Annotated in this window: 24 protein-coding genes; 15 read left to right on the forward strand and 9 right to left on the reverse strand. The window is 61.6% G+C overall.

Going from position 1 to position 22,699, the window contains the following annotated elements; translation table 11 throughout:
- Window positions 1-17: 17 nt before the first annotated feature.
- Genes XB14_RS02635 through XB14_RS02650 form a run of 4 tightly spaced genes read left to right on the forward strand, consistent with a single transcriptional unit; the run spans window position 18 to window position 3,602 of the window.
- Complete coding sequence (locus XB14_RS02635) at window positions 18-1,079, forward strand: ABC transporter permease (RefSeq protein WP_077960068.1); 1,062 nt, start codon at window positions 18-20, stop codon at window positions 1,077-1,079.
- Entirely contained in the window at window positions 1,076-2,008 is a 933-nt protein-coding gene (locus tag XB14_RS02640) for an ABC transporter permease (protein WP_077960069.1), read from the forward strand. Before XB14_RS02635 ends, XB14_RS02640 begins: the two co-directional genes overlap by 4 nt.
- Window positions 2,005-2,838 carry an ABC transporter ATP-binding protein gene (locus XB14_RS02645; RefSeq protein ID WP_034793982.1) on the forward strand — a complete coding sequence of 278 codons (834 nt, stop codon included), beginning with the start codon at window positions 2,005-2,007 and terminating at the stop codon, window positions 2,836-2,838. The genes XB14_RS02640 and XB14_RS02645 overlap by 4 nt, the downstream gene beginning before the upstream one ends.
- The gene (locus XB14_RS02650; RefSeq protein WP_077960070.1) at window positions 2,835-3,602 is read left to right on the forward strand and encodes an ABC transporter ATP-binding protein; all 768 of its coding nucleotides are present in this window, start codon (window positions 2,835-2,837) and stop codon (window positions 3,600-3,602) included. The genes XB14_RS02645 and XB14_RS02650 overlap by 4 nt, the downstream gene beginning before the upstream one ends.
- Before the next feature lie 75 nt (window positions 3,603-3,677).
- Here the strand turns inward: XB14_RS02650 and XB14_RS02655 are convergent, their stop codons facing one another.
- The 9 genes from XB14_RS02655 to XB14_RS02695 form a co-directional block, all read right to left on the reverse strand.
- Entirely contained in the window at window positions 3,678-4,415 is a 738-nt protein-coding gene (locus XB14_RS02655) for a hypothetical protein (protein ID WP_234803934.1), read from the reverse strand.
- A 192-nt stretch (window positions 4,416-4,607) separates the two neighbouring features.
- Window positions 4,608-5,840 (reverse strand): class I SAM-dependent methyltransferase, encoded by a 1,233-nt coding sequence (locus XB14_RS02660; RefSeq protein WP_077960071.1) that lies wholly within the window; start codon window positions 5,838-5,840, stop codon window positions 4,608-4,610.
- Window positions 5,841-5,848: 8 nt separating this feature from the next.
- Complete coding sequence (gene rfbG / locus XB14_RS02665; RefSeq protein WP_077960072.1) at window positions 5,849-6,916, reverse strand: CDP-glucose 4,6-dehydratase; 1,068 nt, start codon at window positions 6,914-6,916, stop codon at window positions 5,849-5,851.
- On the reverse strand, window positions 6,913-7,680 hold the full coding sequence (gene rfbF, locus XB14_RS02670) for a glucose-1-phosphate cytidylyltransferase (protein WP_077960073.1): 768 nt from the start codon (window positions 7,678-7,680) through the stop codon (window positions 6,913-6,915). The genes rfbG and rfbF overlap by 4 nt, the downstream gene beginning before the upstream one ends.
- Before the next feature lie 100 nt (window positions 7,681-7,780).
- A complete protein-coding gene (locus XB14_RS02675) occupies window positions 7,781-8,890 on the reverse strand; it encodes a DegT/DnrJ/EryC1/StrS family aminotransferase (protein ID WP_077960074.1) in 1,110 nt (369 codons plus the stop codon).
- Window positions 8,891-8,994: 104 nt separating this feature from the next.
- Window positions 8,995-10,146 (reverse strand): class I SAM-dependent methyltransferase, encoded by a 1,152-nt coding sequence (locus XB14_RS02680; protein WP_077960075.1) that lies wholly within the window; start codon window positions 10,144-10,146, stop codon window positions 8,995-8,997.
- Window positions 10,143-11,000 carry a phytanoyl-CoA dioxygenase family protein gene (locus XB14_RS02685; protein ID WP_077960076.1) on the reverse strand — a complete coding sequence of 286 codons (858 nt, stop codon included), beginning with the start codon at window positions 10,998-11,000 and terminating at the stop codon, window positions 10,143-10,145. The genes XB14_RS02680 and XB14_RS02685 overlap by 4 nt, the downstream gene beginning before the upstream one ends.
- On the reverse strand, window positions 10,997-11,722 hold the full coding sequence (locus XB14_RS02690; protein WP_077960077.1) for a WbqC family protein: 726 nt from the start codon (window positions 11,720-11,722) through the stop codon (window positions 10,997-10,999). The genes XB14_RS02685 and XB14_RS02690 overlap by 4 nt, the downstream gene beginning before the upstream one ends.
- Before the next feature lie 34 nt (window positions 11,723-11,756).
- Entirely contained in the window at window positions 11,757-12,509 is a 753-nt protein-coding gene (locus XB14_RS02695) for a cephalosporin hydroxylase family protein (protein WP_077960078.1), read from the reverse strand.
- Window positions 12,510-12,698: 189 nt separating this feature from the next.
- On the opposite strand from XB14_RS02695, the gene rfbC reads away from it, so the two are divergent.
- From rfbC to XB14_RS32430, 11 genes are all read left to right on the forward strand, one after another.
- On the forward strand, window positions 12,699-13,244 hold the full coding sequence (gene rfbC / locus XB14_RS02700; RefSeq protein WP_077960079.1) for a dTDP-4-dehydrorhamnose 3,5-epimerase: 546 nt from the start codon (window positions 12,699-12,701) through the stop codon (window positions 13,242-13,244).
- A gap of 82 nt (window positions 13,245-13,326) precedes the next feature.
- Window positions 13,327-13,797 (forward strand): aminoacyl-tRNA deacylase, encoded by a 471-nt coding sequence (locus XB14_RS02705; RefSeq protein WP_077960259.1) that lies wholly within the window; start codon window positions 13,327-13,329, stop codon window positions 13,795-13,797.
- A 227-nt stretch (window positions 13,798-14,024) separates the two neighbouring features.
- Window positions 14,025-14,339, forward strand: a complete 315-nt coding sequence (locus tag XB14_RS02710) for a hypothetical protein (RefSeq protein WP_077960080.1) — start codon at window positions 14,025-14,027, stop codon at window positions 14,337-14,339.
- A 299-nt stretch (window positions 14,340-14,638) separates the two neighbouring features.
- Complete coding sequence (locus XB14_RS02715) at window positions 14,639-15,328, forward strand: L,D-transpeptidase (protein ID WP_077960081.1); 690 nt, start codon at window positions 14,639-14,641, stop codon at window positions 15,326-15,328.
- On the forward strand, window positions 15,325-15,879 hold the full coding sequence (locus tag XB14_RS02720; protein ID WP_077960082.1) for an OmpA family protein: 555 nt from the start codon (window positions 15,325-15,327) through the stop codon (window positions 15,877-15,879). Before XB14_RS02715 ends, XB14_RS02720 begins: the two co-directional genes overlap by 4 nt.
- Before the next feature lie 351 nt (window positions 15,880-16,230).
- Window positions 16,231-16,863, forward strand: a complete 633-nt coding sequence (locus tag XB14_RS02725; protein WP_179119513.1) for a formyltransferase family protein — start codon at window positions 16,231-16,233, stop codon at window positions 16,861-16,863.
- A gap of 470 nt (window positions 16,864-17,333) precedes the next feature.
- Window positions 17,334-19,355: an AAA family ATPase gene (locus tag XB14_RS02730; protein ID WP_077960084.1), complete on the forward strand. Its 2,022-nt coding sequence runs from the start codon at window positions 17,334-17,336 to the stop codon at window positions 19,353-19,355.
- Window positions 19,352-19,765 (forward strand): HNH endonuclease, encoded by a 414-nt coding sequence (locus XB14_RS02735; protein WP_077960085.1) that lies wholly within the window; start codon window positions 19,352-19,354, stop codon window positions 19,763-19,765. The genes XB14_RS02730 and XB14_RS02735 overlap by 4 nt, the downstream gene beginning before the upstream one ends.
- Complete coding sequence (locus tag XB14_RS02740) at window positions 19,756-21,402, forward strand: terminase large subunit (RefSeq protein WP_077960086.1); 1,647 nt, start codon at window positions 19,756-19,758, stop codon at window positions 21,400-21,402. Before XB14_RS02735 ends, XB14_RS02740 begins: the two co-directional genes overlap by 10 nt.
- Before the next feature lie 14 nt (window positions 21,403-21,416).
- Window positions 21,417-21,623, forward strand: a complete 207-nt coding sequence (locus XB14_RS02745) for a hypothetical protein (RefSeq protein WP_077960087.1) — start codon at window positions 21,417-21,419, stop codon at window positions 21,621-21,623.
- A gap of 510 nt (window positions 21,624-22,133) precedes the next feature.
- Entirely contained in the window at window positions 22,134-22,400 is a 267-nt protein-coding gene (locus tag XB14_RS32430) for a hypothetical protein (protein ID WP_143348200.1), read from the forward strand.
- Window positions 22,401-22,699: the final 299 nt, after the last annotated feature.

Here is a 22,699-nt window from a genome sequence, read left to right on the forward strand (position 1 = left end):
GGATCGTTCCCTTGAGCATGAGCGCAACAGGGACAGTGGACGGGCGCAAACGCGCCCGTCCCGGTAAGATCGTGGCAGCGGTGCTGCGCTTTCTTGTCGTTGTCGTCACCACCTATCTCGGCCTTCTGGCCGTTACCTTCTTCATCGGCCGGGTGATCCCGATCGACCCGGTTCTGGCCGTTCTCGGCGACCGGGCGCCCACGCACGTCGTCGAAAGGACGCGCGAGGCGATGGGGCTGAACCTGCCCCTCTACCAACAGTTCTTCATCTATGTCCGCCAGGCGCTGACCGGTGACTTCGGCGTCTCGGTGCTGACCACCAATCCCGTCATGACCGACATCCGCCGCGTCTTCCCGGCGACCATGGAGCTCGCAACGCTCGGCACGCTGATCGGCGCCTTGTTCGGCGTGCCGCTCGGCGTGCTTGCCGCGGTCAAGCGCGGCAGCATCGCCGACCAGATCGTGCGCGTGATCGGCCTCGTCGGCTATTCCGTGCCGATCTTCTGGCTGGCGCTCCTGTCGCTGCTCGTCTTCTACGCGCGGCTGAAGTGGGTCGCCTATCCCGGCCGTATCGACATCGTGTTCGAATATACGTTCACGCCGATCACCGGCTTTTACCTGTTCGATGCGCTGTGGCAGAGGCAATGGGATGTGCTTTGGGACGTGTTCCGCCACATCATCCTGCCGGCCTCGCTGCTCGGTTATTTCTCGCTCGCCTATATCAGCCGGATGACGCGCAGCTTCATGCTCAACGAGTTGCAGCAGGAGTATATCGTCGCGGCGCGCGCCAAGGGCCTGTCCGAGACCCGGATCATCTGGGGCCATGCGCTGCGGAACGCGGCCGTGCCGCTGGTGACCGTGATTGCGCTCTCCTATGCGGGCCTGCTCGAGGGCTCGGTCTTGACGGAAACCGTCTTCGCCTGGCCGGGTCTTGGTCTTTACATCACCAACTCGCTGCAGAATGCCGACATGAACGCCGTGCTTGGTGGCACCATCATTATCGGTTCGGTCTTCATCGGCATCAATCTCCTGTCCGATCTTCTCTACCGGACGCTCGACCCGAGGACGCGCCAGCGATGAGTACCGTTACCCAGACACGTCCGATGACGCGCCGCGAGTGGCTCTTGTCCGACCGACCGCAGTCACGCACCCAGGCCCGCCTCGGTCGCGCCTACATGACCTGGCAGCGCTTTGCCGCCAACAAGCTCGCCGTTCTCGGCTTGCTCATCCTGCTGGCGCTGGTCTTCGTTGCCGCTTTCGCCGACTTCCTGGCGCCGCATTCGCCTTATATCGGTGATCTCGCCAATGCGCGGCTGATGGCGCCGGGAACCCCCGGCTATCTGCTCGGCACCGACGATCTTGGTCGCGACATCCTTTCGCGGCTGATCCACGGCTCGCGGCTGACGCTCGCCGTCGTGCTGTTGGTCGCGGTCATCGCCGCACCTGTCGGGCTCATCGTCGGCGCTGTCGCCGGCTATGCCGGCGGCTGGGTCGATGCGGTGCTGATGCGCATCACTGATATCTTCCTCGCCTTCCCGAAGCTGGTTCTGGCGCTCGCCTTCGTCGCCGCTCTTGGACCGGGCATCGAGAACGCCGTTATCGCGATTGCCATTACGTCGTGGCCGCCCTACGCGCGCATCGCCCGCGCCGAGACGCTGACGGTGCGTAATTCCGATTACATCGCCGCCGTGCAGCTCATGGGCGCGTCGCCGATCCGCATCGTTTTCCGTCACGTCATGCCGATGTGCATGTCCTCGCTGATCGTGCGCGTCACGCTCGACATGGCCGGCATCATCCTGACGGCCGCGGGCTTGGGCTTCCTCGGGCTTGGCGCACAGCCGCCGCTGCCGGAATGGGGCGCAATGATCGCGTCTGGCCGTCGCTTCATCCTCGATCAATGGTGGGTGGCAACCATGCCCGGCATCGCGATCCTGATCGTCAGCCTCGGCTTCAACCTGCTCGGCGACGGCCTGCGCGATGCGCTCGATCCGCGGGAGAGCGGCCAATGAGCGCGCTTCTGACGGTAGAAGACCTCAAGGTCTCGTTCCCGACCCGCACCGGACTCGTCGAGGCCGTGCGCGGCGTCTCCTTCACGCTCGGCCGCGAACGCCTCGGCATCGTCGGCGAAAGCGGCTCCGGCAAGTCGCAGACCGGCCGGGCGATCATGGGGCTGACGCCTGGTCATGCGCAGGTGACGGCAAAGCAGTTGAACTTCGATGGCATCGACCTGCTTTCGGCATCTCCGAAGGTCCGCCGGGATCTCCGGGGCAAGCGCATCGCCATGATCCTGCAGGACCCGAAGTATTCGCTGAACCCGGTCATGAGCATCGGCCGGCAGATCGTCGAGACGCTGCGGCAGCATGAGAACGTCAGCCGCGGCGAAGCCCGGGAAAGGGCGCTCGACATGCTCGCTGCCGTCCAGATTCGCGATCCGAAGCGCGTCTACGATCTCTATCCGCACGAAGTTTCGGGCGGCATGGGGCAGCGCGCGATGATCGCGATGATGCTGGTTGCCGGACCGGAACTCTTGATCGCCGACGAGCCGACCTCGGCGCTCGACGTGACGGTACAGCTCGAAGTGCTTGGCATCCTCGACAAGCTCGTCGCCGATCGAGGCATGGGTCTGGTCTTCGTGTCGCACGATCTGCGGCTCGTGTCGTCCTTCTGTGACCGCGTGATCGTCATGTATGCCGGCCGGATCGTCGAGGAACTGGCGGCGTCCGAGCTTGCCAATGCCAAGCATCCCTATACCCAAGGTTTGCTGAACTGCATGCCGGCGATCGGATCCGATCGTCATCCCCTGCCGGTTCTCGACCGCAAGCCGGAGTGGGCCCAATGACCTCAGCCGTTTCCGTTTCGAACCTTTCCGTCACCTATGACGCGTTCAAGGCGCTGAACGACGTCAGCGTCGAGATCGCGCCGGGCGAATCCTTCGGGCTCGTCGGCGAGTCCGGGTCGGGCAAGTCGACCTTGCTTAGGGCGATTGCTGGCCTCGCGCCCGTCACGGGTGGCACCATTCGCGTGCACGATCGCGTTCTCCAGGGCGCCAAGCGCGACAAGGCCTTCTATCGCGCCGTGCAGATGGTCTTCCAGGATCCTTACGGCTCGCTGCACCCACGCCAGACCATCGACCGGCAATTGCTGGAACCGTTGGCCATCCATGGCGTGGCCGATGGCGAGCGGCGCATTCTGAAAGCGCTCGATGAGGTCGGCCTCGGGTCGGGCTTCCGCTTCCGTTATCCGCACCAGCTTTCGGGCGGTCAACGGCAGCGCGTCGCGATCGCGCGCGCTCTGATTCTCGAACCATCGATCCTGCTTCTCGACGAGCCAACCTCGGCGCTCGACGCCTCGGTGCAGGCCGAAGTGTTGAACCTCCTGGAACAGGTCCGGCGCGACCATAAGTTGACCTTCATCATGGTCAGCCACGATCTCGGCGTTGTCACCCATATGTGCGATCGGTTGGCGGTGATGCAGGGCGGACGCGTCGTCGAGCGCCTGTCCTCGGCGGACCTCGTCGCCGGGCGTATCGGTGAGGATTACACGCGCAGCCTCATGGTCGCGAGCAAGGGCTTTCAGCGCAAGGACGCTGCCGTGACTGCGTGACGGTACCGATACAAGCGGGGCCGTCGTCCCGCTTGTATCGCTTCGTTTCGAAGCATCCGGGCTAGGCCCGGCCGCTTACGCGCTTTGCCGCCAGACCGAGGTCGAGTCGGTGATCACCTTCTGGATGCGCCGCTGCTCGCGCCATTCCCGGCCCATATCCTTGATGACCGGCTGCGCCTCGGGCGAGAAGATGTAGTTGCGACGGCTGGCGACATAGGCCTCCATTGCCGGGTTGACGCCCGAATAGAACTGCTTTTCCGGATCGCGCGAGAGGTCCATCAGACCGGCACAATGCCGCGCGAAATCACCGCGAAGGACGGACGGCGACGTCGTGAATTTCGGGAACGTGCGAAACAGCGGGACCTTGATCCCGAAGAGATACGCGTATTCGTTGCGCCGATGGAAATGGCCCTTGCGGCGGATGTCCCAATTCTGGTCCGCCGTGTGGAACGATACCTGGCTTATCGCCGGATCGGCGAAGGGCGCCAGGAGTTCCTCGCCCATGTCCCTCAGCGAGATCCAGTCGTCCTCCAGGTGGAAGACGTAGTCGGCGCTGGTGGCAGACCAGAGTTTCGCGACGGCTGCGCAGAAGCCCGGGCTTTCGGGCTGGAACACGGTACCGTCGGGGAAATGGTTGCGGAATATCTCGACGCAGGCGCGATGATCCTCCTCAGACCCGAAAATCGGATCGAGATTGAGATAGGCGCCGCGCAGGTCGAGCCTGGAAAAGATTTTGTCCCGGAAGCTCGCAAGCGTCTGCGCAAGCAGGTCCGGACGCCGGGTGGCGACGAGGCATAGGTCAATAGTGGACATAGCACCTCCTTGGGTGCATTTTTTTCAACCGTCAATACCCACGCCACCCCCGACGTTCACTTAAATCGTGCCGAATTTACGGCAAAGTCACCGAATTTACGGCAAAGCGACCTAAGGCGATCAATAAAGTCGATTTCAGGCGGTTCAACGCGGTCCGGTTGAAGAATTGTCCACACTTCCCGGCGTCGAAGATCAGAAGACGCTCAGCTTCGGAATGGCGACGACGAAGCGGCCGCCCCAGTCGCGGATCGCCTCGTTATCGGCGACGATTTCGGTCTTCAGGTTCCAGGGCAGAATAACGAGATAATCGGGCTTTGCATCCTCGATGACCGCCGGCGCGTGCACCGGAATATGTGTGCCCGGCAGGAGCTTGCCCTGCTTCAGGTCGTTGCGATCGACCGCGAAGGCGATTTCGCTGGGCGACAGGCCGCAGACATTGAGGAATGTGTTGCCTTTTGCTGCGGCGCCATAGGCGGCTACGGTTTTTCCCTCGGCCTTGGCGTTTGCCAGGAAGTTCTGAAAATCCTTGCAGACGGCGGCGATGCGGTCGTCGAATGCCTTGTAGGTTTCCATGCGCATCAACCCGGCAAGCGCCTCTGTCGCCCTGAGCCTCTCGAGCTCCAGCGTGGTCTCGCGCACGCCGGATCTCAGCTGAGCGTAGACGCGCAAGGAGCCGCCATGGGTTGGCAGTTCCTCGACGTCGAAGACCTTGAGGCCGGAGCTTTCGAAGATCCGTTCGACCGCCGCCAGCGACAGATAGGAATAGTGCTCGTGGTAGATCGTGTCGAATTGCACGCCTTCCATGAGGCGCAGCAGATGAGGGAACTCGAACGTCGCAACGCCATCGGGCTTCAGCAGGATGGCGAAGCCGCCGACGAAGTCGGCGATATCGGGCACATGGGCGAGCACGTTGTTGGCCGCCGTGAGATCGGCGCGAATGCCGCGCTTGACGAGTTCGGTTGCCGTCTCCCGTCCGAAGAAGGCGACCTCGGTCGGAACCTTCCGCTCCTCGGCGAGCCTTGCCGCGTTGGCGGCCGGTTCGATCCCGAGCGCCGGGATGCCCTTGGCGACGAAATACTGCAGCAGATAGCCGTCGTTCGAGGCGATCTCGACGACCTGCGAATTGTCATCGAGCGCGAAGCGCTCGGTCATGCTCTCGGCATAGCGGCGTGCGTGTTCGAGCCAGCTTGTCGAGAAGGAAGAGAGGTAGGCGTAGCCGTCGGTGAAGATTTCGTCGGCCGGCACGTTTTCCGTCGTCTGCACCAGCAAGCACTCGGAGCAGACCATCGCCTTCAGCGGAAACGATCGCTCGCGGGCGATGGCTTCCTTCGTCGGTTCGAGAAAGGAATTGGACCAGGGCGTGGAGCCCAGGTCGGCAACGACGGTCTTGAGCGGTGTCGAGCAGAAACGGCAGTTGTGGGACATCGAAGTCGTTAGCCTCTCATGAATGCGTCGATTTGGCTGAGTGTCAGATCACGGGCGAGGGCGCCGCGGCGCCAGCCGTCATACCAGCGCGCGGTCCAGGCGATCGCCTCGTCCTGCGATAGACGGGTTGCCCATGACAACGTCCGTCCGGCAAGTGCCGGATCGAGGCCGAGCGTCTTCATTTCATGCGGCTGGTCCTCGGATGACGCGTCACGCCATTGCGTGGGCAAGCCCATTGCGGTCTGGATGGCGGCGGCAACGTCCCGAACCGGGATCTGTCGCTCGTCGGGAGCCGGGCCGAAATTCAGCGCCGCCACATCGGTCTTTCCGCCATGAAGCGCCTCGGCATAGACGAAGTAGCCGTTGAGGCAGTCGAGCACGTGCTGCCAGGGCCGCGTCGCCATCGGACTGCGGATGTCCAGCGTCTCGCCCGAAAGGGCGGCGCGGACGATATCGGGAACCAGCCGGTCGGTGGAAAAGTCCCCGCCGCCGAGCACGTTGCCGCCGCGGGCGGTGGCCACCCTTATGCCGCGTTCACGCAGATAGGAATCCCGCCAGGTCGAGACGACGAGCTCGCTGGCAGCCTTCGAACCGGAATAGGGATCGTGGCCGCCAAGCACGGCGTCTTCCGGAAAATGCCGGCCGCTTTCGTCGTTGCGGTAGACCTTGTCAGTGGTGACGACGAGAATGGCCTTGAGGGCAGGGGCCGCGCGCGCCGCTTCCAGCAGGCGAACCGTACCCATGACGTTGACGTCGAAGGTTTCGACCGGCGTCCGGTAGCTCTCCCGAACCAGGGGCTGGGCCGCCATGTGAAGGACGATTTCCGGGTCGCAAGCGCGGACGGCGGATGCGAGCGTCTCGCCGTCGCGGATGTCGGCGAAATGTTCGTTCGTGGCCGTTTCAGATCCGAGCAGTGCGTGCAGCGAGGGGGCGGTCGCCGGCGACAGGCCGTAGCCGGTCACCTCGGCGCCCATCTGCGTGAGCCACAGGCGGGCCCAGCTTCCCTTGAAGCCGGAGTGACCCGTCAGCATCACCCGTTTTCCGGCCCAGAAGGACGGGTCTGCAAGCCTGCTCATGCCCAGACTTTCCAGGGGGCCGTTCCGCTTTGCCACAGCTCTTCAAGCTGGTTCTTGTCGCGCAGCGTATCCATCGGCCGCCAGAAGCCCGCATGCTCGAAGGCCATCAGCTGGCCTTCGGCGGCGAGACCCTCCAGAGGTTCCGCTTCGAACGGCGTGTGATCGCCTTCGATGCGATCGAGCACCGAACGGTTGAGAACGAAGAAGCCGCCATTGATGTGGCCGTTGTCGCCGGCCGGCTTCTCGATGAAGCTTCTGACCCGTCCGTCGCTGACGGCAAGCGCGCCATAGCGGCCAGGCGGGACCACGCTGGTGACCGTCGCCTGGCGGCCATGATGGCGGTGGAAGTCGGTCAGCGCCTTGATGTCGATGTCGGCAACGCCGTCACCATAGGTGAGGCAGAACGTATCGCCGAGATGGTCGGCCACGCGCTTCAGGCGTCCGCCGGTCATGGAGTCCGTTCCCGTGTCTACCAGTGTCACGCGCCAGGGCTCGGCCTTGTTCGAATGAAACAGGGTTTCGCCCGTCGCCATGCAATAGGTGACGTCGGAAGAATGCAGGACGTAGTTGGCGAAATATTCCTTGATCATGTAGCCGCGGTAGCCAAGGCAGATGACGAAGTCCGAGAAGCCGTAGTGGCTGTAGATCTTCATGATGTGCCACAGGATCGGCCGGCCGCCGATTTCGATCATCGGTTTCGGCCGGAGGTGGCTCTCCTCCGAGATGCGCGTGCCGTAACCACCTGCGAGAATGACGATTTTCATGCGGCGCCCCGTATTTGCGCCTGCCCTCGGCACGGCGCATTGCAAGGTTCTAATATCCTGGTGACCTTGCGCGGAGGTGGTCTCCCATCAGTGCTTGCCGTCAGGCTGCCAGGCAGCCGCGCAGGACCTCTACCACGCGGCCGATCTCGTCGGACGTCATGTCGTGATAGCTCGGCAGGTTGATTGCCCGGCCGGGCAGGTCGTAGGCATTGGTGTTGGCCGGCATCTCTTCGAAAGGCGGCAGCGAGCTCAGCGGCCAGAAGAAGACGCGGGCGTCGATGTTCTCGACCGCAAAGGCGTCCTGGAGTGTCTCCCGGGTCACGCCGGTTTCCGGCGCGAAGACGACCGTCGGCATCCAGAAGCCGTTCTTCGTTCCCTCCGGCTCCGGGTTCAACGCGATCGCGTTGACGCCGGCAAGTTGGTCCCGATAGGCATAAAAGATCGCGCGCTTGCGATCGACCAGCTCGCCGACGCGTTCGATCTGCGCCAGACCGACCGCAGCCTGCAGGTTCGACATCTTGTACTTGAAGCCGATTTCGTCCGGCCAGAACTGCTTTTTCTGCCCGCGCGCCCGGCCGTGATTGGAGAGCGTCAGCACCTTCTCGTAAAGCTTCAGGTCGCTGGTGACGAACATGCCGCCTTCGCCCGTGGTCACCGTCTTGGTGCCGTGGAAGGAAAAGGCGCCAAAGGCGCCGAGCGATCCGGCCCTGCGTCCGCGCCACTCCGAGCCGAGCGCTTCGGCGGCGTCCTCGACGACAGGGATGCCGTGCCGCGCGCCGATTTCCAGCAGCCGGTCCATGTCGCAGAGATTGCCATAGATATGGACGGCGACGATCGCCCTGGTCCTTGGGGTGATTGCCGCTTCCGCCTTCTCCGGGTCGATGCACCAGCTGTCGGCAAGCACGTCGACGAATACCGGCTTTGCCCCGAGGTGAACGATCGGCGCGGCAGACGCCGTCCAGTTGGTGTCCGCAAGGATTACTTCGTCGCCGGGTCCGACGCCGAGTGCGGCAAGGCCCATGTGCAGCGCGCCGGTGCAGCTCGATGTCGAGATCGCGTGGGTCGAACCGAGATGCGCGGCAAAGGTCGCCTCGAAGCGGTTGATGTAGTCGTAGCAGCGCTCGCCCCAGCCATTGGCCGCCGCATCGGTGGCGTAGGCCACCTCGCGGTCGGTGATTGAGGGCTTGGTGTAGAGGATGCGGGGTTTCATGGAGGAGGGCCGTTCGATCAAAACTGTGACGTTCTTTGAAGTCTGAATGCCGGGCGGGATGTCGGACGTGTCCGTCCCGCCCCGGCTCCTGCGATCTCTTCCCGTCAGAGCCAGACGTGGTCGAGCCCAGCGCGCTGCAGCCAGGGTTGCGCGGCGATGGCAGCGCGGGCTTTCAGCGGATTGAGGCCGATGAACAGCGCCTCGGCGTCCTCGGGCAGTTCCTCGGGCGGAAGGACCGGGATGCCGAAATGCATGGCGCCCTTCATGTTTTCGTTGCGGTCGAGGAACGCCACGACGTCGACGGCCTGGCCGATCCGGCAATAGATCCAGCTACCGTAGAACCCAGCGCCGTAAATCGCGACCTTGCGCTTGGAGTAGCGTTCCACTCCACCCTCAAGCGTTGCCGACGCCCGTTCCCAGAAGGCGCAGATGTCGCGAGCTTCGGTGGCCGCGTCGCTGGCGGATTTTGAGGAGACGGCCGTTTTCGCCGGCTCCCCAACACGCTTCGCCACGACGAAGAATGCGCCGGGGAAAGACGTCTTGTCGATGACCTGCAACTGCAAGCCGGCGCTTGCAAGCGCATGCGCAATTGACGCGTCGCTGAAATGGTTGAGGTGGTCGACCACCGCCATGTCGCCGGGGTTGCCGGCTACATCAGGGATCGAGAACAGGAACGTGCCGTCCGGACGCAGAAGCTCTCGCACGGCGCGCATGAACCCGACCGGGTCTTCCACATGTTCGATCACGAAGTGGCTCATGACGGCGTCGAACGTCCCACGCCAGGTCGCGGGAGCCGAATAGACCGCTTGCGCCTGCTCCGGCACCCACCCTTGCCAGGCCGGCGCATAATCGGAGCTGACGTCGAAGACATGAGGGCGCAGGTCGCTGCGGGCGACGGTCATCTTTCGCAGCGTATCGGCCTTGGCCGCGCCGTAGTCGAGGATCGACGCGCCCTCCGGCAAGTCGAGCAACTGCAGCGCCAGCGCTGCCTGGTGGTCGGTGCGGTAGGTGATCGCACCATCGGCCGCGACCGAGAATATCTGGTCATGGTTCTCGCTGCTGAGCGAGATTCGGTAGCCGGTGTCGTAGAAGGCCTGAACATCGGGAACGTCGTCGCTCTGGGCATGTCCGCAGGCCCCGCAAACGAAGACACGCGTCGGCACGTCGAGCAAAGTCATGATAGACGTCAGCGACGGCGCCGGCACCTCGTAGGTCGGAGCCGCGATATGTTCGTTGCAAACCCGGCAGGCGGTCATGCCGGTTCTCCCTGCGGTGCGACCAGTTCGGGCAGAACGTCGGCAAACTTTACGCCGGCGGCAAACGAGCCCTTCCAGCCGATGCGAATGCCGACCGGTTCGGCGTAATTGAAGTAGCGGAACTGGATGCTCCAGCGCGGTGTCTGCGAGACGTTGTGGCCGGACTGGTGCAGGGTCAGGAAATCCATCAGGATCAGGTCGCCGGGCTTGCTCAGCGGGGCAACGTGCTTGTAGCGGGCCAGGCGCTCCTCGCCCTTGTGGAGATGCAGTGCATAGGCACCGGTCTTTCCAGCGCCGGCGTCGTCCTCATAGACCGGAACGAACCCTTCAGCCTGCGAGCCTTCGGCAATCTGGACGGGACCCATGTCTGCGGTGACCGGCAGCAAGGGCGTCCAGAAGACGACGCCGTCGACGCTGCGCAGTTGCGAGGGAAATTCCTGGTGCCACTGCGCGCGGAACTTCTCTTCGCCGGGATTGTCGATGCGGATGCCGTAACCGCCGGCGGCAAGCCCCGGGAGGCTCTCAGGGCGAAGCGCCCTGAAGACATCGTCATTGGCGGAGGAGCTGACGAGCCGCATGAAGGCGGGGATCTGTTTCACCGCGTCATAGACCTCGCCGCCCCAGGAACGATTGACGGCAATCAGCTTGCGATAGGCGATCGTCATCGCCTCGTGTGCCGTGCCGGTCGGCGCATCGACCCCATACTTCTTGCAAAGGAGCTCGAGGATCTGACGGATGCCTTCCTGGATCGGCGCGACCTGCGACTGAACGTCGTAGAAGCCGGGGACGACGTGATAACCCTTGGTTTCGAATTCCTGGCGCGCGCTCTCGGAAATGATGGTGCCGTTCTTCATGATACGCTTGCTTCCTCCTTCAGGAATTCCCGCCACGAAATGGTCTTCGGTATCAAATACTTGCGCGCATCGGGACCGGTGCGCGCAATGAGGTCCAGGACGGAAACATAGGGCGTGAAGGTTTCGCGGGGCTGGGGCCACGGCGTGCAGCTGTAATTCATATACTCGACGTGGACGCCGCTGGCTTCGAATGCCTGGTGATCGAGGTACTTGGCCGCGCCATGCCCGGTCAGGTAGCGCGTTCCTCCCGCTTGCAGCACCAGATCGAGGACCCGCTGCCACGACGTTCCCTCCACCGCCATGTCACTGGAGCGCTGGACGAGGCGTTCAATGCCGATGCCCATGTAGCGGGCAGGGGCCTCGATGCTGGCGATGAGCAGGTCGCAGAGGCATTCTGCGGCATAGACTTCGTCGAATATCGCCAGTGCATCGTCGATATAGGGCGCTCCGCCAAGCGATTGGCGCAGCAGCGAACGATGGCTGGCGCGCCAATTGTCGGCGGTGCCGGAGAGGTCCCGGATCTTCTGGAAGCTTCCCTTGCCGGCAAGCGGTACCGTCATCCAGCTTCGGTCCTCGCCGCCCAGGAGCTGGATGCGGTTGGTAAAGCTACCCTTCGAGAACTGTGCATCGTCAAGATAGATATAGCCGTCGGCCAGCATCAGCTGCTCGAAGAAACCGGGCCAGGGAAAGAGCATCGGCTGGGAAATGACGACGGCTGTCATAGGTCAGGCTCGGCGGCGGCCAAGACCGCAGTTCCTAGCTGCGCACGCACTTCAGATAACCTCCGGGAGAGCTCGAAAGCACGAGCTTGCCGTTGAGCACGCGGTCGGTTTCGAAGCGGTCCGTCTCTCCCAGGTAGGTGTTGAGTGCGGCGTAGGGCTCGTCGCCGGGGTGCCAGATCTTCGAGCGCTTCGTTGGCGTCTGCGATACATCGCCGAAACCGAGCAGGGTATCCGCGACGACAATGTACTGGCCCTCGGTCACCAGAGGCCCGTAGGTGCGCAGTTCGTCCAGCACGTGGTCGCGGCTGTGGTCGCTGTCGAGCACGACCATCACAGAAGCGCCCTCAGGGATTTCCGCCTTTACCTTGGCAAGCGTTTCGGCCGTGGTCGACGGTCCCTCGATCAAGCTGATGCGCGAAGACATCGGATGCTTCTCGATCGAGTCGCGGTTGTGGGCGCGGATGTCGATGTCGACGCCGATGACGTTGCCCTTGCCAATGAGCTGCAGCATCGCAGCCATGAAGATCACGGAGCCGCCGCGGGCGACGCCGGTCTCGATGATGATGTCGGGCTTGGTGTTCCAGATGACTTCCTGGGTCGCCATCACGTCGGCGGGCATCTGGATGATCGGTACGCCCATGAAGGACCAGAGATAGGAATAGTCGTATTTGTCGAGCGCCACCACGGTGTCGTGCGCTTGCTGGAATGCGGCCTGATCCTTGCCGAGCGCGAGCGCCATTTCGGTCTTGTGGGCTTCGAATGCGAGACGATCGTCTGCTACTGTCATGGCTGCCTGACATCCTATCTGAATGCAATCTACGGATGCGCCTTCGACCGCGAACAGCGATCTCTGGCGCTTTGACCGATTCGTAACGCTTTCCTGTGAACGCTTTCATGTCGGCAATTGCAAATACGGTCAAGGCCGGTTTCTTAAGGGCGAAAAGACGGGTAGATCTTGGTTCTGGCGGAAGGTTTCATGTCGCGATTCGAACGAATTTCTACATCCATAGCGGGTCTCACGGTTGTCGAACGGCAACGCAGGGGCGACGACCGCGGCTTCTTCTCGCGGTTCTTCTGCCGTGAGGCGCTGGCCGATTTCGGTGGCGGCGGCACGATCGCGCAGATCAACCATACGCTGACGCAGGCGGCCGGCACGATCCGCGGGCTGCATTTCCAGCGTGCGCCGCACGACGAGGCGAAATTCGTTTCGTGCCTTTCCGGCGCCGTCTTCGACGTGGCCGTCGACCTCAGGCCCGGTTCACCGACTTATCTGCACTGGCACGGAGAGGTGTTGAGCGCGGAAAACGGGCGCTCGATGATGATCCCCGGCGGTTTCGCACACGGCTTTCAGACGCTCGAAGACGATTGCGAACTGATCTACCTGCACGACAAGCCCTATGCGCCCGAGGCCGAGGGCGGTCTCAATCCCCTCGATCCGAGGCTGGCAATCGTCTGGCCGCTGCCGGTGGCGCAGATGTCGGCGCGCGATCAGGCCCTGCCGGTGCTCGCCACCGCAAGCTGACCGCCGCCGTCCGTCGTTGACTTCGCGGCGGATGGGAGGACAATGGTGTTTCCGCGCCACCACGAGAGAAGGGGTGTCGACGATGACGATCGCCAGAAAACTTCAGGATTATATCGATGGTGCGGGGGTCGCTTACGACACCGTTGACCATCACCGCACTGCGACCACCAGCCAAACCGCACGAGCAGCCCATGTACCCGGCAGCCGGCTGGCAAAGTCCGTGGTCGTCCACCATGAGATGGGTTACGTGCTCGCCGTCGTTCCCAGTACCCACCGGGTCGAGCTCTCGACGCTGCAGGACGTGATGGACCGCCGCCTCGGCCTCGCCTCGGAAGAAGAGGTCTGCAATCTCTTTGCCGATTGCGATATCGGCGCCGTGCCGCCGGTCGGCTCGGCCTATGACCTGCCGGTATTGCTCGACGAAAGCCTCGGCGACGTGAGTGACGTCTATTTCGAGGGCGGCGACCACAGGACGCTCGTGCACATGAGCGGAGCGAACTTTCGTAATCTGATGCAGGGCGCGCAGATTGCCCGCTTCAGCCATCCGGCGTGAGGGCCGCTCAGAACGATCCGTTCCTGCCGGCCTCGCCGTCGGCAGGCGGTTGCGTGTGCCATTCGCTTGAAGCGGCAGGTAGCGACCAACCGCCGGTGGAGAATAGGCGCGTTGGAATCTGGTCTGCCGGGCTTGTCAACGCGTGCACTTGGCGGCACCATCGCTCTCCACGGACACCTTGTCTAAACCGGGTTGGGGGATCGATGGTGCGCATATGCTCTGCGAATATGTCCAAGTCTCTGGCGGTACTGCTGGTTGCGACCAGCACTCAGGTCTTCGGTTCTGCGGCGCTTGCCGAAGGCGTCCTGTTTGATCAATTTCCGTTTGCGGTCGCCTGCGAATACAAGGGCACCCAGCACGCCTTCTATATCTCGAAGGTGACGGCGGACGGCACCGCAACCTACATCGCCTCCGACAACTTCGCCGGCACGATCACGCTGCACGGCGAGGCCAAGGCGGTTGGTTCCGACGCCGGGGGAAGCTGCCTCGGAAAAACGCTCGCTGAACTGCGGGCATCAGGACAGGCGCGCGATATCAAGTAGTTCGCCCTTATGTCCGGCCTCAATGGACTTGCACCGAACTATCGTTCGTGGCGAGAATAGCCAAGCTATTGTCGGGACACGGTAAAATGCCGCGGGCCACCAACAAGGCGTGATGATTGTAAAGCGCCTTCGCTGTGACGGCTGCGATGGCAAAGCCGCGCTCAATCCTGAAGTCTACGAAAGAAGGCTACTTTCCTGAAGCTCCATGAAAGAACTGCTGCTTGAGAATTTTCTGTTGTAGCAGATAAAAAATCTGATTTACTGCGATCTCGCTTATTGGCTTTCGGGGGATATTGCCGATGGAGTTGACCCGCAGGAATGTTATGCTTGGTGGTCTGGCGTTGCTGGGCGCCGACGCGGTTCAGAACCCGGCCTTCGCAAAAGCGACATCCTATTTTTCCGGTCCTGCGGTCGATAACGGCGTGACTTACCGGAGCACCAACTTCGCCAACATCGACAGGAAATGGCAGCGCCAGGTCGTCAAATACTTCAGCAGCGAGCCGATCGGCACTGTCGTCGTCGATACCAGGCACCATTTCCTCTACCTGATCATGGAGAACAAGACCGCTATCCGCTACGGCGTCGGTGTCGGGCGTGACGGTTTCAAGTGGTATGGCCGCGCCACGATCGACCGCAAATCGCTCTGGCCGCGCTGGACGCCGCCGCCGGAAATGCGCGAGCGCCACCCGGAACTGCCGGAATTTGTCGAGGGGGGGTCGCCGAAAAACCCGCTCGGTCCTCGCGCGATGTATCTGCTGCGTGACGGCGTCGATACCGGCTACCGCTTCCATGGCACGCTGGAGCCGGGCAGCATCGGCAAGGACGCCTCGAGTGGCTGCATCCGCATGTTCAACGAAGATGCGATCGATCTCTATCAGCGCTGCCCGATCGGCACTGCCGTGCAGGTCCTGCCGCACATAGCCGACAAGGCCCCCGAGGTCAGCCAAGCAACCCCGATCGCAACTCCGGTCGCAACTCCGGTCGAATGAGGAAAATCACCCTGATGCCTGCTATGCCCGGACTGACCAGGCTGCTCTCCGCCGCGGCCATTCTTCTGACGTTGACCGCTTGCAATACCACCGAGATCGCCGCGGTCGAGGAACCGAGCGTGGTGCCGATGACCGGCAAGACCGACGACCCGGCGCCCGGATTCGAGACCGTGTCGACCGGCAGCGAGGAAGATTTCATCCTCAATGTCGGCCGCCGGACCTATTTCAACCAGGATTCCTCCACGCTCGACAGCGTCGCCAAGGCGACGCTCGACAAGCAGGCGATCTGGCTCAACAGCAATCCGCGCTGGCTGGTCAAGCTGCAGGGCTTCTCCGACGACAGCGGTTCGGCTTCCAAGATGGCGACGCTCTCGCAACAGCGTGCCGATGCGGCGATGGCCTATCTTGCTTCCAAGGGGGTGAACCCCAATCGCATGTGGGCCAAGGGCTACGGCAACGACCGTGAAGTCCGCGACTGCACCGAGCGCTCCTGCAAGGTGCAGAACCGCCGCGTGGTCTCCAATCTGAGGACCGAACGCGACGCGATCTGATCGCGGGGCCGCGGGAACATGCCTGCGGTTCTCGTGCGCAGTTCGGCAGGGAACATGCGGGGGACTTCTGCTGTCTTTTGATGACGCGCGTCGCCCGTGGGTATTCGTCTCGTTCTGGTGATGGGTCAACGCACGCGCCGTGCTGCCCCAAGCCGGAAACGCAATGGTCTTCAGCAACTGCATCAACTGGTTAGAGCGTGCGGCCCGGGCCTTCTCAAGGCCGGGGGTGATCTGGTATTTCCGGCCCGACAATCGTTGCTGCCCGCTTCCTTTGCTCGCATTCCAATGAGGGACAAGCAGCAATTCGAACTGCGACAGGCGGGCGATGGGACCTTGAACGGAGCGCAAGACATGAAACTCGCCATCCTTGTATCGTCCGGCGGAGCCGCGTTTGAGCAGGTGGCCCGCATTGTGCGACACGACGGGATCGATTTTACGGTGATTACCGACAGGCCGTGTGGGGCGGAAGCGGTCGCGAGCCGTGTCGATGCAAATCACATCCGGATAGAAGAGAGAGACAGAAGGCTCTTTTCCGCCAAGGTGGCGGCATCCCTTGGAGACCTACGTATCGACAATCTCCTGTTGTTCTTTGATCGTCTTGTTTCAAAAGAACTTTTCGATCACGTTGACACGTTCAACATCCATCCGGCGGCATTGCCGGCATTCAAGGGGTTGAGGGGCGTGGAGGACGCGTACCAAGCGAAAGTTCGCTTGCTCGGCTGTTCGCTCCACCGCGTCGATCAGAGCATGGATGGTGGCGAGTTGGTGTCACAGATCGCCTGCGGGGTCGATCCGCAGTGGTCGCTTTCGCGGTGGCAGAAGCGAGCCTATCTCATGAAGGTCTATTGCGGCCTCGTCTGGGTGAGCCAAGCGCTCCGCATCGAGATCCCTCGCACGCCGGTCAATGCGTCACACGGACTTCCCGAAAAATGGATGGCGTCCTTCAGGGAATTGCAGGCCCTTGAGGGCGAAACGGTCGTCTAGGAAATATCGGCAATGTGCAGTGATGTGGGTTCGCAGGAGCGGGCCGTTGCCGAGCCAGGTTCCTACGGCATCGGCGCCGTACCTCTGATGGTCGTCATAACCGCGGCCATCCAAGTCTGGCATTCAATCTTTGAGCTGGTAGCTTGCCGCGAATGATTGGGACAGCGTTCGCGCCAATCCATAGGCGGCCTTCTGCGCCGGGTGAACTGACGGACCCGGATCGATGGAATGAAGGGCTTATAGATGGCGCACCCGACAGGAATGCAATATGCGTTCCGAATCAATGAGTTACAGCTACTAACCTGTTCAAAACGTCTCGTTGAAACTCAATGCGTTTTTCCGATTTCTCCTAACCTCGGAGAGATCTCGCCAAATGGAAAAGCCGCCGCGATTGCAGTCGCGAACGGCTTCGGTATTTCCACACAAAATGTTTATAGCGGTTCCAGCGCCTCGGCTCAAGAGGTGCACGTATGAACATTGCGCAGACTGTCTTTGATGCCATGGGCGGCAAGCGCTTCGCCGACATGGACATCGGCGGTAATTCGTGCCGCATTCCCGGTCCCGGTCATGGCAAGGATGACCGTAGCTTGTCCGTCAAGAACGACGCCGGCAACCCCGACGGCTTTGTCGTCAACTCGTTTGCCGACGACGACGCTGCAGCGTGCCGCGATCACGTGCGCCGCCTTGCTGGCTTGCCGGAATGGAAGCCGACGCCTCGCGCCGATCGGCCGACCGATCCGCAGTTCGTCTATCGTGACGAGCACGGCCAGCCCTATCTGCGCGTGACGAAAGTGCACAAGGGCAGCGGCAAGAGCTTCTACCAGCACAGTTGGAACGGTCGCGAATGGGTGAAGGGCGCGCAGAATCGCCGGATCCCGTATCACCTTCCCGCAGTCATCGCGGCCGATACGGTCTACGTCTGCGAAGGCGAGAAAGACGCCGACAACCTGATGGATCTCGGCCAGGATATTGTCGCAACGACTGCACCGGAGGGCGCCGGCAAGTGGCGTTCGGAGCTTAACCATTGGTTCGACGGCAAGCACATAATCATCCTCGCTGATAATGACGAGCCCGGACGAAAGCATGCCGATCAGGTCGAGCGGGAACTGACTGGCGTTGCTGCCAGCATCAAGCAAGTGCATTTCCCGATGCTGCCGGATAAGGGCGACGTTTCGGACTGGCTCGACACCGGCAAGACGAAGGCCGACTTGCTGGCCTACATCGATGCACAGGCGACACCGGAACCGGCACAGCGCGAACGCTTCACCCTCGATTGGTTCCACGAGATCGAAGACTCCATGCCGAAGGAGACATTCATCAAGGGCGTCTTCGGCGTGAACGAGTTCACCATGCTCTCGGGCAAACCAGGATCAGGCAAGTCAGTGATCACGACCGACATGGCTTGCCACGTCGCTGCCGGGATGGACTGGCACGGCCGCAAGGTGAAACAGGGCCTCGTGGTCTACATCGCTGCAGAGCGCAAGGATCTGACCAAGCGCCGAATGCTGGCTTTCCGTAAGCGGCACGGCATCAAGGGCGCTATTCCGCTGCTCGTTATGGGCGGCCGCATGGACCTGACCACCGGGCTGAAAGACGCTGAAGACATCGCGGCCACAATCAAGCGAGCCGAGGAAGATTGCGGCATGTCGTGTGTCTGGATCATCGTGGACACCCTGACCCGCACCTTTGGCCCTGCCGACCAGAACCAATCTAAGGACATGACGCGGTTCATTCAGTCCTGCGACACGATCCGCGAATCCGTCACCGGCTCGCACGTCACCGTCATTCATCACACCGGCTGGGCTGGCGATCGAGGCAAGGGCGCGATCGATCTGGACGGCGCGGTTGATGCTTCCTTCCTCGTTAAGAAAGAGGCTGGCGGCTATCTGCTGGAATGTGACGGCACCAACGACGGCGACGAAGGCGTTATCACGCATTTCCGCATGGAAGGCGTGCAGGTAGGCATTGACGAGGATGGCCAGCCGACGATGGCCCCTGTCGTTATCCCGACGGATGGCAAGACTGCCGGCGAGAAGCTGGTGGCAAGCGTGAAGGGCCACGCTGCGGCCGTTCTGGAAGCGCTGGAAGGCGTCTGCCACGAGGAAGGCATGGCAACCGATGAAGAGTGGCGCAAGGCCTATTATGCGAAGGCAGAGGCAGGAACCAAGCCGCACACACTCAAGACGCGATACCTGCGAGCGAAGGAACAGCTTATCGCAAGCGGCACAGTCACAGAAGCACACGGCACGTTCCGACCGTCACAAGCCGTCACATGTGACGCCGATGTGACGTGTGACGATATCGATTTGGGCATCAACATACCGTCACGTCACGTCACACACTCTTTAGAGTGTGACGATGTGACGGGTAATGTGCCGGGAAAAGAAGAAGAATGTGACGATGTGACGGTTTCAGTCCAGAACCCCTATCAACAGATGAAAGATGGAGGTGAGTTCACTCCACCTGTCTTCCTTCGTGGAGATGCAGCATGAGCAAGTGGCCGTACTCCACAGCAACCTGGCAGCGTTTGCGCGCTGCCAAGCTCTCCGCTTCGCCTCTCTGCGAAGCATGTATCCGCAGGGAGGTGGTCGAGCCTGCCAGCGTCGTTGACCACATCATTGCTATAGCCAAGGGCGGTGATCCTTTCCCGCCGCTCTCTGGCCTCATGGCCATGTGCGAGCCATGCCACAACGCGAAGACGAACGCGAAGGACCACCCGAACGCATCGGGCTTCCGTCGCGCTCTGAAGGGCTTTGACGTCGACGGCAACCCCATCGACGGCGAAGGATGGGAGCCAGGGGCCTTCGACAGACGAGGATCGACGGCCGCTGTACCGGCGTGGGAGACGAACAAAGACTTAGTTTTGAAATTGCCTAACCGGGAGGCCGAACGATGGGTCTAAGGGGACCAGGCGCAAAGCCCAAAAAGGGGCGGAAAGCGGCCAACGATAACCGTCGTGACGAGCTTCCGTGGCAGGCTGAAGGCCTCGATCGGCTGGAGCGTGTCGTCGCATTCATGGAAGATATGCCGGTCACGCAGGGCAAGCTCGCCGGCACTAAGATGAAGCTACGCCCTTGGCAGGTCGAGCAATTCCTAGAGCCGATCTTCGCGGAAGATGACGAGGGCAAGCGGCGTGTCCGCACGGCTGCGCTATCGATGGGCCGCAAGAACGGGAAGACCGGCATCTCTGCCGCGCTGGCCCTTTGCTTCCTCGTGGGACCAGAAGCCGAAGACCGTGGCGAGGTCTATTTTTGCGCGATGGATAAAGCCCAGGCGGCGAAGGCGTGGGCCGAATGCAAGGCGATGCTGGAACAGCATGCAGAGCTTTCGGAGCGCGTGAACATCATCCGTTTCAGCAAGGAAATCGAGGTGCTGGAGGGGCAGGGCAAGGGCTCGGTCCTGAAGGCGCTTTCCGCCGATGCTGATAGCAAGCTCGGCCTCTCGCCCTCGTTCGTGCTCTGCGACGAAATCGGCTACTGGCCGAAGCGTGATCTATTCGACGCGATGGACTCCGCACTGGGTGCACGTGACGAGCCGCTGATCGTTGCTATCTCGACGCAAGCCAAGGACGACACGCATTTCTTCTCTGAGATGATCGACTACGGTCTCAAGATCAAGGACGGCGAAGTCGAGGACGAATCCTTTCACCTGGCGATGTTTGCGGCCAGCATGGATGATGATCCTTGGGATCCAGCAACGTGGGCGAAGGCCAATCCGGCGCTCGGTGACTTCCTGTCTCTGGAGCAGGTCGAGCGCATGGCCATGCAGGCGCAGCGCATACCGTCGAAGGAAGCCGACTTCCGGAATAAGGTGCTGAACCAGCGGATTGACGGCACAGTGCGGTTCATCGCGGCAAGGGAGTGGAATGACTGCAACTTGGCGCCGATCGACGACAAGGAGCTCGAAGGTCGCGAATGCTTCGGGGCTTTGGACTTATCCGCTGCCCGCGACCTTACGTGCTTCCTGCTTGTGTTCCCGGAAGGGGATGGTCGCTACACGGTCCTGCCGCGGTTCTTCCTTCCTGAGTTCGATATCGACGGCAAGTCGGACGCGGATCGTATTCCCTACAACGTATGGGCAAGGCAGGCAGACGCCAGGCTGACCCTGTTACCGGGGAAAGTGATCGATCCCCTCCTCGTGGCGGAATACATCGCCGACGAGGCGGCGCGGTTCGATATCAAGGCTATCGCCTATGATAGGTGGCGCATCGAGGATCTGAAGCGCGAGCTGGAGAAGCTGTCTGTCGAGTTGCCCCTTGTGCCGTTCGGGCAGGGGTACAAGGACATGTCGCCAGCGGTGGACGTTCTGGAGGTCGCAGTCGCGCAGCAGAAGCTCAATCACGCGGGCAACGTGTTGATGCGGATGTGCGCGGCGAATGCTGTCGTAACGAAAGATCCGGCCGGCGCCCGCAAGCTTGACAAGTCTAAGGCGAGTGGGCGCATTGATGGTATCGTTAGCCTTGCAATGGCGCTGAAGACTGCGCAGGGCCACGAGGAAGAAAGCCTGCCAGGCTGCATGCTCGCAATGCTGGCGGCATAGGAAGGGAGAGCGGAATGAACCAGAACGAACTACTGACCCGGCTCAAATACAGACGTTTCGCCGTAATTTCTGAGATGCTGAAACGTGAGGAGACTGACGAGTTGATTGCCAAGCTGAGCGCCATTCAGGGCGCAATCGCTGCGGTCGAAGCTCGCGCGGCGGAGAGCCCGGATCCAGCAGAGTCGCCTTGGAATGATCCAAGCTACAGGCTCAACCGCTGATCTGTAACATCAAAGCAACACCCTGCCGTCATCATCTGGCGGCAGGGCAACTTTTTCCCGCCAAAAGTGCCATTTTCCGGCTTCTCGGCGGGTGTATATATAGAGGGGTATCACATAGCGTCACATTGAGTGAGGGCTACCACCTTGACGGGAGCCCGAAACTATGGAAATTACAAGATGCGGGTTTCACCAGTTCGCAGCGCCTCACCAGCGCACGCATACCACCACACTGAGGAGACGAAGATGGCAACGGTTTTAACCGGCCGACTTCGCTCGGCCATTTTGTGGAGTGATGGTAATGCAGCAGAAAGAAACAGCACCGCAATCCTTCCATCCAGGCCAGTGCGTTAATCACGTGTCGGGCGGCATGCCGTCGATCGTCATTGACCGCGGGACAACAGCCAATGGGCGCGAGCACTACCGGCTTAGGGACATCAAGCCCACCGGGCCTAGCCGAGAGCGATGGTTCCTGGGTGACTACCTCAAGGCCACAATCGTAGGCAGCGAAGAATGCCGGGACTGCCCGATGCGCTGGTTATGCTTCTCATGAAGCGAGCCGTCATCCTCGAAATCAAGCAACTGGCCGCTGAAGCTGGCGCGATTGATTGGATGCTTGTCCGCGAGGGCAAGCATCTCGTCATAGACTTCACGTTCACTGATCGCACTATTCGCCAAGTAGTTGCCGCTACACCGTCGGGGCCTTCTGGTCGCCGTAACGAGGCTGCATGGCTTAGGCGACAAGCCAGGGCGAAAGTTTTTTCGCATACCACATCTTGACGCTCGCTGGCGTTTCCCGGTTATTAGACTATATATAGATCTGCGGAACGGTGTCGCTCACATTTTTTTGGAAAAGTCAAGCACTTTCCATAAAAAAGACAAGATCGTTTGCTAGGATTCCAAAATAAGCCGAACCGCGATTCGGCAATGGGTAGGCCGCCGGCAAAGACCGGCACGGGGAACGCGCTAAAGCGCATGATGAGGGAAAGCGCCGAATTGGCCGCTACCGAACGGGGGAATACAATCTGAAAGTTTTAGCCTGGCGCGTTTTCGCAGCCGGGCTTTTCGTGTTTCCGCAG

It is taken from the genome of Ensifer adhaerens (assembly GCF_002007205.1).
In the GTDB taxonomy this organism is placed as follows: Bacteria; Pseudomonadota; Alphaproteobacteria; order Rhizobiales; family Rhizobiaceae; genus Ensifer; species Ensifer adhaerens_D.

Coding starts and splice junctions, on each gene's coding strand:
- XB14_RS32430 (WP_143348200.1), top strand. CDS start 22,134: ATGCCGGGACTGCCCGATGCGCTGGTTATGCTTCTCATGAAGCGAGCC.
- XB14_RS02685 (WP_077960076.1), bottom strand. CDS start 11,000: ATGAAGAACGGCACCATCATTTCCGAGAGCGCGCGCCAGGAATTCGAA.
- XB14_RS02635 (WP_077960068.1), top strand. CDS start 18: ATGAGCGCAACAGGGACAGTGGACGGGCGCAAACGCGCCCGTCCCGGT.
- rfbG (WP_077960072.1), bottom strand. CDS start 6,916: ATGAGCAGGCTTGCAGACCCGTCCTTCTGGGCCGGAAAACGGGTGATG.
- XB14_RS02740 (WP_077960086.1), top strand. CDS start 19,756: ATGGGTCTAAGGGGACCAGGCGCAAAGCCCAAAAAGGGGCGGAAAGCG.
- XB14_RS02720 (WP_077960082.1), top strand. CDS start 15,325: ATGAGGAAAATCACCCTGATGCCTGCTATGCCCGGACTGACCAGGCTG.
- XB14_RS02655 (WP_234803934.1), bottom strand. CDS start 4,415: ATGTCCACTATTGACCTATGCCTCGTCGCCACCCGGCGTCCGGACCTG.
- XB14_RS02695 (WP_077960078.1), bottom strand. CDS start 12,509: ATGACAGTAGCAGACGATCGTCTCGCATTCGAAGCCCACAAGACCGAA.
- rfbC (WP_077960079.1), top strand. CDS start 12,699: ATGTCGCGATTCGAACGAATTTCTACATCCATAGCGGGTCTCACGGTT.
- XB14_RS02675 (WP_077960074.1), bottom strand. CDS start 8,890: ATGAAACCCCGCATCCTCTACACCAAGCCCTCAATCACCGACCGCGAG.
- XB14_RS02705 (WP_077960259.1), top strand. CDS start 13,327: ATGACGATCGCCAGAAAACTTCAGGATTATATCGATGGTGCGGGGGTC.
- XB14_RS02735 (WP_077960085.1), top strand. CDS start 19,352: ATGAGCAAGTGGCCGTACTCCACAGCAACCTGGCAGCGTTTGCGCGCT.
- XB14_RS02715 (WP_077960081.1), top strand. CDS start 14,639: ATGGAGTTGACCCGCAGGAATGTTATGCTTGGTGGTCTGGCGTTGCTG.
- XB14_RS02725 (WP_179119513.1), top strand. CDS start 16,231: ATGAAACTCGCCATCCTTGTATCGTCCGGCGGAGCCGCGTTTGAGCAG.
- XB14_RS02680 (WP_077960075.1), bottom strand. CDS start 10,146: ATGACCGCCTGCCGGGTTTGCAACGAACATATCGCGGCTCCGACCTAC.
- XB14_RS02650 (WP_077960070.1), top strand. CDS start 2,835: ATGACCTCAGCCGTTTCCGTTTCGAACCTTTCCGTCACCTATGACGCG.
- rfbF (WP_077960073.1), bottom strand. CDS start 7,680: ATGAAAATCGTCATTCTCGCAGGTGGTTACGGCACGCGCATCTCGGAG.
- XB14_RS02660 (WP_077960071.1), bottom strand. CDS start 5,840: ATGTCCCACAACTGCCGTTTCTGCTCGACACCGCTCAAGACCGTCGTT.
- XB14_RS02645 (WP_034793982.1), top strand. CDS start 2,005: ATGAGCGCGCTTCTGACGGTAGAAGACCTCAAGGTCTCGTTCCCGACC.
- XB14_RS02690 (WP_077960077.1), bottom strand. CDS start 11,722: ATGACAGCCGTCGTCATTTCCCAGCCGATGCTCTTTCCCTGGCCCGGT.
- XB14_RS02710 (WP_077960080.1), top strand. CDS start 14,025: ATGTCCAAGTCTCTGGCGGTACTGCTGGTTGCGACCAGCACTCAGGTC.
- XB14_RS02730 (WP_077960084.1), top strand. CDS start 17,334: ATGAACATTGCGCAGACTGTCTTTGATGCCATGGGCGGCAAGCGCTTC.
- XB14_RS02745 (WP_077960087.1), top strand. CDS start 21,417: ATGAACCAGAACGAACTACTGACCCGGCTCAAATACAGACGTTTCGCC.
- XB14_RS02640 (WP_077960069.1), top strand. CDS start 1,076: ATGAGTACCGTTACCCAGACACGTCCGATGACGCGCCGCGAGTGGCTC.